This window comes from Pseudomonas lurida (assembly GCF_013522705.1).
In the GTDB taxonomy this organism is placed as follows: domain Bacteria; phylum Pseudomonadota; class Gammaproteobacteria; order Pseudomonadales; family Pseudomonadaceae; genus Aquipseudomonas; species Aquipseudomonas quebecensis.
Genome location: NZ_JAAMRE010000012.1, coordinates 132,751 through 139,897 on the forward strand (window position 1 = coordinate 132,751; position 7,147 = coordinate 139,897).

The window sequence follows — 7,147 nt, forward strand, 5'->3', positions numbered from 1 at the left end:
CGCTCAGCAAATGGCGGTGCCTTCCGTCGCGCCACGAATAGACATCCCCTGAGCACCGAAGCATTCGCCAGCGCGCATTTCGGTGACGTCCATAACGTACGCGCGAAACTCCCAAAGGAGCTGGAAGTAGCTCAAGCCGCGTTCGGCATCCGGCAAGCTGTCAAACTGCTCTGCAAACTGCGGATGACGGCATAAGCGCCTGTTGCCTTGAATGTCGGCAGCTTCGCTGTAGAACATCTCGCCTTGCGAATTAATGAGTCGAAGCATCCATTTCATACACACCTCCCCGTCGTAGTGACATCCTGCCTGCGGGATATTTCTAGCGCAGATGATGATGAATTGCCACTACACGGCCGACCACCGGATTGATATCCGATAAGCGGTGCTCGAAGTACGGCAGGCCCTTGCAATCCGCCTGATGCCTACGTTGCCTGGTGCATTTTCGTAGACATAGGAACCGCCCCCCTGGGTCTCAAAAACCTGGCCCATTCCGTGTGGGCGTTGTCATAGCGTGCATTCGCCTTATCCCACTGCGCCCCGCAGGTTTTTCCCGACACCACGAGCATCATGAGCTCAGTGACGGCTGCATCCATTTCTAGCAGGTATTTGTGCGCTTCGAATCGAAAGTCTTCAGTGTTGTCCATGGCTCCGGGCACCCGTGCGAAACATGAGCCGTTGACATTTATTTGTACAAAAAATTCAGTTTTGTACAAGATAAGCCATGCGCCTTATCAAAGAAGCCAGCCCCGAGTTTGAGCGAACTTACGCCAAAGGCTTAGCGGCAAAATCTCAGGTGGCGCAAACCAGCAACCCGCGAAAATCAGCAGTTGGAGTGCGACCAAGGTCAGTACGCCCTGCGTGTGACGGTGAGACTTGCCCGGTAGTGGTTTCCAAGGGGCTGGTAAGCAGCGTCTGGACGCAGGCGATCGAGTTGACCAGCGGGCAGCCGCTTTGATGACTGGTTCCGAGTGATCAGTCAGGGCAGATGGCCTTGGCGACAGGACCAAACGATAAAGCCATTCGCCGGACAGAGTGCGCAGACTTAAGCTTAAGATCCCGCGAATTGGCCCAGTAATTAAATGCTGGGCCAGAAGGGTGAGTTAAAGCAATGCAGTGGAAAGCATGCCAAAGGCTCTTAGGATGAAGCCGATAAGTGCCCCCCGCCCTGGCGCTTCATGGAACAGAGACCAGTGATGTCCAGTTAACGACCGACATCAAGCGTTCAAATCAACCACTAAACACCGTGCGCTGCGATGAACATGGCGACGGCCGACCGGCAATAGGATTCGACTTCATTGTCGTCCTTTGCCTTCGCCTCATCGAAGCGGGCGATCATCAGAAGATCGGACCCTTTGATAAGCGCGGCAAACAAACGGGCAGACTCCAAAGGGTCGGGCACATTTAGCATCGCCTCCGCGTGCAACTGGCGCAACAGGGCCTCGATCTGGGCAACGACATAGGCGGGACCGGCTTCGTAATGAAGCTTGCTCAACGACTTTTGCTTCGTCTTGTCGACCATGATCATGGCCTCAACACTGCGCACTTGCGGACTCAACAATGTGCGCAGCAGGAATGTCCCCACCGCCATGAGCTGATCTGCAGCCGAGCCGTCGACGCCTTCGGCAATGGCCTGCGGTGCAAACTGATGGCAGTGGGCCGCGATGGCCGCACTGAACAGCGCCTCCTTGTTCTCGAAGTGCCGGTAGATGCTTAGCTTGGATATTTTTGCCCGCTGGGCGACCTTGTCCATCGTTGTCGCTTGAAATCCCAACTCCATAAAAAGTTCGCCGGCGGCGTCGACGATCGTTTGGCTGAGCGCCTCGTTGGCTGGCCGGCCGCGCCGGGTCTGGCAAATTTCGGTCATAAGAATTCCAGTACTTGACAGTATCTTAACTATGGAATTATGGTACTCGCAAGTACCAGAAAAGTAAAATTCAAGTCCCTTCAGCCACAACGTGGAGCCTATCACCATGAATGACGTCATCATTATCGGCGGCAGTTTTGCGGGTCTTGCCGCCGCTCTACAGCTTGGTCGTGCCCGCCGAAAAGTCACCGTATTCGATACGGGCCTTCCGCGTAATCGCTTCGCCAAGCACTCGCATGGTTTGCTTGGCCACGATCACAAGCCACCGCAAGAGATTCTGGCCGAAGCGCGGCAACAGCTTGCGCGCTACCCTACGGTCAGTCTTGTCACTGCCCGGGCCGAGAATATCTCTGGAACCATTAACGATTTCTCCATCCTCACTGGCGATGGCGAAAGCCACAGGGCACGCCGGCTGATCCTGAGTTATGGCGTCGTCGACCAGATGCCTGAACTTCACGGCTTTGCCAAAGGCTGGGGAACCTCCATCGTACCCTGCCCCTATTGCGACGGCTTTGAAGTTGCGGGCCGGCATTGGGGCCTCGTCTGGTCAGGTCCGCCGTCGCACAACTACGTCAAGCTATACCACGACTGGACCGACACATTGACGGTCTTTGCCAATGGTCACGATATTCCACCCGACATCCGCGCCGATCTGGCGCGCCGCGGCAACCCTGTCGTTGATGGCCGAATCACTGAAATCGAGCATAACGAGAGCCACAACACCACCGTCAGGCTCGACGCCGGCCCCTCTGTTGCGGTCGACATCCTATTCGCGCATCCGCGCAACAAGCCCTCCGCACGTCTGCATGAATCACTGGGCCTCGCCACGGTCGATACGCCCCTGGGTATCGCGCTCAAGGTCGACGAGCGCCGCGAAACCACTGTGCCCGGCGTCTACGCTGCCGGCGACCTTGCCAACCCTCTCATGGCATCTGTCAGCACGGCTTCATGGCAAGGCGTGATGGCGGGCATCTTCGCCCAGCAGTCGATGCTGGTTTGAGGGCACAGATTAGAGATGAGCCAGGCAGAATCAGTAAGCGGAGCAGTTGTGCGCGACATAAGGGTACTGTCCTTAATCGAACCAATTACTACCCCTGAAATCACCCCTAAAACGACTTGATTTCAGCAAACCGGACCAGCAACCGACAGAATGCAAAAACTAAAAAACCCGCCAGAAGGCAGGTTTTTCAAGGCTTCCACGGAACTCGAAAGCGTTCAGTGGAATGTAAGATGGTGCCCGAAGCCGGAATCGAACCGGCACGCCCTTACGAGCGGGGGATTTTAAGTCCCGCGCCAAAATCAAGCGGGCTGCGGCTTGCGCTCTATTTTCCGGTCCGCAATCCATTAATTTTACGCCTAATTTACCTCAATGTATTCAGATAGTTATAGTTCGTTGCGGCCCATATAATTGGCATAAAATTGCTTTTTCGTTCTCGCGAACAGGACAATCAAATCTGGCGCTTCTTGCACCGATATGCCGATGGTGCATACCCTCCCCGGCGTCCTGCCGGCCGAACCTAAACCAACCCCAGGCCCCACTGCTAAGCTGTTCACACCACCAGAGGAACGCCGATGCCCAACTCAGACCTGCTCCCATCCCTACTCTCCAAGCTTTACGAAAACCAGTTGGCCCTCGAAGCCTCCATCATGGAACTATCGAAATGGGTCGAGCAGCGCGGCTCCGCCGATGTAGCTGAAAACGTGCGAGGCGCCCTGGACACCCTCAGTCACAATGAGGAATTCATCAAGCTCACATTGGCGGCGTTAATGTCGCCAGAGTGATGCCTTACAGCTCGTCGCCTAGAATCGCATCAGTGGCAAAGCTCGATTACTGTATACGCATACAGTAAAAATAAGCAGTCACTCACATGCCCCCTACAGAACTCAAAAAGGAATGGCTCGCCAAATGGCGGAGAATCCTCGAAGACGACGCGTCCCGGATGGATAACCCCGAGGCTCATCGGACGATGTGCCGGTGGGAGACTCGTGACATGTTGGAGGCTGGGGTCATTGATGAGATGGAGCAATTTGAGATGGATGAGCTGGCCGACGCGGCTTATTGGCATGCGGTTGAAGAGCTGGTCACCACACCTGCGGGGTACACGTATGGCGGCTACTATGACGTCATTCGACGAGCGACATCGGCGTGCGTCGGGTACATCCGAAGCAACACCTATTACTCAGCCATCGGTCCAGGTGCTGATGGGTTTGATGGAAAGGTATTTCGCGATAAGACTGACTTGCGTTTGGTGTTTCGCAGCGACAACCAGGCTTGGGCGATAAATGGGCTGGTGCTTACCGCGCCATCTGGTGAGCTATACGATCTGGTGCAGACCGCGCAATTTATCTATGGGCAGGTCTACCCAGTCATCTGCGATGCCGATACCTACCGTGCGCTGGTAGATTGCGCACAGGTCGCCTTGGAAAGCCGCGATTTTGAGAGCTATCGAAAGGCCCGCCCCCTAGTCCTCTCTGCCCAGTTCACCAAGTGCGGTGCCTGCCTGGACCGATTCGGACAGCGCGAGGATTGCAGCAACTGCGCAGGTAACGGCTTTGTCAGTACAGCTGGCACTCAGCCGACGTCGCCCGCATAACCAGCAACGGCCTCCTCGACCAGCTCTCGCCATTCACCGCAATCAATCACCTTGCGCTCGAGCATATTGTCCGCAAGAGCCAGGCGCGTTTCATAACGATATTCTGGTGAGCCGGCTTCAAATTCCGAATCGTTCAGCAGTGCATGCCACGCTTCCATCTCGTTGACCTGCTGTATATCGGTTGTCATGACGAATCTCCGGCGCCGGTGTCTACGCTATAGAGATCGGCCGGCGCGCGGCTGTTCATCAAGCCCGACGAGCGGAGACCATCATGTGCGGACGACTATCGCAATACAGCGGCATCCATGACTTCGTTGCAGCGCTGAACATGCCCGGTGCTTCTGCCAACTCTACGTGCTGCGTTCTCGCATACAAATTTCCACAAGGTCATGTTATATTGATATCACAACTTTGATGATCGTTAACCTAATGGAGTAAAAAATTGAAAAAAGCTGCGGCCAAAATAATATTTTTTGTTTTGTCTTACTCGATCCTTTCAGGCTGCATAAACAACAATCCATATACAGCTCACTACAATAGTGTAAATGGAATTACGGCTGAAAATATAGATAAGTTTCGATATGGCGCCCCACCGGAAACGCCTTTAATAGACAGCGTGAGTCCTGAGCAAGGGCAGGAACGCTTGGGTATGTGGGAGCGGAAAAGTTATCTAGCTATTGGCTCATCCTCGTTCAGCAGCGCCCAAACTATACCTGCAAACCTCGCAGTACTGCAGGGAAAATTGGTAAAAGCTGATTTAGTAGTAATCAGAAACCCTGAATATTCGGGCAGCTATACGACATCAACGGCAGTGGTGAAACCGTCAACAACAACGACTGAAGGCTCAGCAATCTTGGTGGGCCCTGACGGTCAGAAGAATGCACTTATCAAAGGAAACAAAACAACCTATACCACGACCACGGACTACGTACCCATAACTGAGCACCGTGCAAATTACGCTGCGGTTTACTACATTAAACAAAGATCAATATTTGGAGCGCGTACGGCAGATCTTACAACTCAAGAGCGGCAAGAACGCCAATCAAATTTTGGGGTAAAAACAACAACCATTATTGACGACTCACCGGCTTACAACGCAGATATATTAACAGGAGATATATTAGAAGAGCTTGATGGAGAAAAAATAAAAAATGCAAATCATTTAGGATCCCTACTTGAGGAAAAAGCCGGAAAAACTGTTCAGATCACACTCAGCCGAAACGGTAAAACAATAAAAAAAACCATTCAACTTAACAAGATCCTATAGGCATCAAAACTTACGCTGCGAATACCTAGTTTCGCAGCGCTTGCCGTTTATTTCTGCTCACTGCGTGAACATACGACTGGCACGCACGCAAGGCGATTATGGCGTTATCCCCGTCACCGGTGATGGCGATAATTCTTTGAGCATGCGCTGGGTCAAGTTGGGCTCGACGGGTTGCATGAACCACGCCGACGGCGCCGGCGGCGGTTGGCATGTTGCAGCCACTGGCTGTATCCGCTGCGTCGATAAGGACTGACAGCCGCACATCAGCAGTGGCAAGGCGATCGCGCAGAGCAGCCTGGGTAAGTTTGGCATCGGATAATTCCTTGGTGTGTTGTTGATCCTGGATGGCGAGCTGTTGCTCGGTGGCCAGGCGCTTATCCTGCTCGGCGCGGGCCTGGTCGGCAGCCGCCATGCTGATCCTGGCCAAGTCGTCCTGATGCAGGCCGGCCTGCTCGGACAGCTTATTTCCCATCCGCCAGTCCTGTACCTGCCAGGTCGCGCCCGCGGCGCCGGCCATCAACACCAGCACCAGCCCCAACAAACCGACCAGCTTCTGCACCGGCGTCATGCCAGCGCCCGCCGCACGCCTTCCGCCACCACCGCGTCGGGGTACGCGTACCCTGCGTTTTCGTGATGAATGATCGCTTTGACGAAGCCAGTCATCACCGCCGGCTGGCCCAGGTCGACCTCGGCGCCAGGCCGGGTGCCTGTGTTTGCTTCAACGGCGCGCACGTACGCAGAGGTGTCGTTCTCCACCGACGGTGCCCACCGGCTGATGATTGCCTTCACGGTCTTCAGCCCATGCTTTCGCTGGTAGGTCAGTAACAGCTTGCCCAGGGCGCGAATTCCATTCTCCGGGCTGTGGAACCTGGCAAACCGCTTCTCGATCGCAGGGTCTGGCTTGAGCTGGCCTTGCCACTGGTTGGCCGGCTTGTAGTCGATGTTGCCGGGGTTGTTGTTGCGCACCCCACGGGGTTCGGTGATTGGCATTGGCTTTCTCCAGGCGTAAAAAAACCCGCTAGACGGCGGGTGGCGGTGTATAGGGCGGTCAAGCGTCTAAAGCGGAAGCGCTTACCGGAAGCGGGAACCGAGCCTTGATTGCCGCTACCGACGCAAGCCAGGCGGTGTAGTCAGGCGCTCTGCCCTGGCTCAACGCGTCATAGTCCGCTTCCAGGCGCAACGGATCGGACTCGGAAAGGTAGGCAGCCCGGCGATTGCTTAGCACCAACTCAAGCTCTGCTCGAGCCTTCTCCGCCAACAGCTGGTCGCGGGTCTTCATCTTGGTAAAATCAATATTCATTGGGGCAGGCTCACGTTGCCGTCAGGCGGGCTGACAATATCGAAAGGAAAGTTCGCGGCGTCGGAGGCATCTGCCCCGCACGGTAGAAGCAATGTGACGATGAGCTCACCATTCTGTCGGGT

Annotated in this window: 10 protein-coding genes and 1 pseudogene; 5 read left to right on the plus strand and 6 right to left on the minus strand. The window is 55.0% G+C overall.

Annotated elements, in window-relative coordinates:
- Positions 1–3: 3 nt before the first annotated feature.
- A complete protein-coding gene (locus tag G7025_RS12620) occupies positions 4–276 on the minus strand; it encodes a hypothetical protein (RefSeq protein WP_181079535.1) in 273 nt (90 codons plus the stop codon).
- Between the two features lie 958 nt (positions 277–1,234).
- Complete coding sequence (locus tag G7025_RS12625; RefSeq protein WP_181079536.1) at positions 1,235–1,864, minus strand: TetR/AcrR family transcriptional regulator; 630 nt, start codon at positions 1,862–1,864, stop codon at positions 1,235–1,237.
- Between the two features lie 106 nt (positions 1,865–1,970).
- On the opposite strand from G7025_RS12625, the gene G7025_RS12630 reads away from it, so the two are divergent.
- From G7025_RS12630 to G7025_RS12640, 3 genes are all read left to right on the plus strand, one after another.
- Positions 1,971–2,864, plus strand: coding sequence for an NAD(P)/FAD-dependent oxidoreductase (locus G7025_RS12630; protein ID WP_181079537.1), 894 nt, complete (start codon positions 1,971–1,973; stop codon positions 2,862–2,864).
- 572 nt (positions 2,865–3,436) lie between these two features.
- Positions 3,437–3,646, plus strand: a complete 210-nt coding sequence (locus G7025_RS12635; RefSeq protein ID WP_181079538.1) for a hypothetical protein — start codon at positions 3,437–3,439, stop codon at positions 3,644–3,646.
- Between the two features lie 86 nt (positions 3,647–3,732).
- Positions 3,733–4,458 (plus strand): hypothetical protein, encoded by a 726-nt coding sequence (locus tag G7025_RS12640; protein WP_181079539.1) that lies wholly within the window; start codon positions 3,733–3,735, stop codon positions 4,456–4,458.
- On the opposite strand, the gene G7025_RS12645 is transcribed toward G7025_RS12640, so the two are convergent.
- Positions 4,437–4,646, minus strand: coding sequence for a hypothetical protein (locus tag G7025_RS12645; protein WP_181079540.1), 210 nt, complete (start codon positions 4,644–4,646; stop codon positions 4,437–4,439). The two genes, G7025_RS12640 and G7025_RS12645, sit on opposite strands and share 22 nt — an antisense overlap.
- Positions 4,647–4,729: 83 nt before the next feature.
- On the opposite strand from G7025_RS12645, the pseudogene G7025_RS27070 reads away from it, so the two are divergent.
- Both G7025_RS27070 and G7025_RS12650 read left to right on the plus strand, forming a co-directional pair.
- Positions 4,730–4,810 (plus strand): annotated as a pseudogene (locus G7025_RS27070) (DUF159 family protein); the annotation flags it as partial.
- A 90-nt stretch (positions 4,811–4,900) separates the two neighbouring features.
- Positions 4,901–5,725 carry a PDZ domain-containing protein gene (locus G7025_RS12650; protein WP_181079541.1) on the plus strand — a complete coding sequence of 275 codons (825 nt, stop codon included), beginning with the start codon at positions 4,901–4,903 and terminating at the stop codon, positions 5,723–5,725.
- Positions 5,726–5,750: 25 nt separating this feature from the next.
- On the opposite strand, the gene G7025_RS12655 is transcribed toward G7025_RS12650, so the two are convergent.
- From G7025_RS12655 to G7025_RS12665, 3 genes are read right to left on the minus strand one after another with little or no spacing between them, the layout of a single operon-like run.
- A complete protein-coding gene (locus G7025_RS12655; RefSeq protein ID WP_181079542.1) occupies positions 5,751–6,293 on the minus strand; it encodes a lysis system i-spanin subunit Rz in 543 nt (180 codons plus the stop codon).
- Positions 6,290–6,715: a structural protein gene (locus G7025_RS12660; protein WP_181079543.1), complete on the minus strand. Its 426-nt coding sequence runs from the start codon at positions 6,713–6,715 to the stop codon at positions 6,290–6,292. The genes G7025_RS12655 and G7025_RS12660 overlap by 4 nt, the downstream gene beginning before the upstream one ends.
- 58 nt (positions 6,716–6,773) lie before the next feature.
- Positions 6,774–7,025: a hypothetical protein gene (locus G7025_RS12665; protein WP_181079544.1), complete on the minus strand. Its 252-nt coding sequence runs from the start codon at positions 7,023–7,025 to the stop codon at positions 6,774–6,776.
- Positions 7,026–7,147 lie beyond the last annotated feature (122 nt).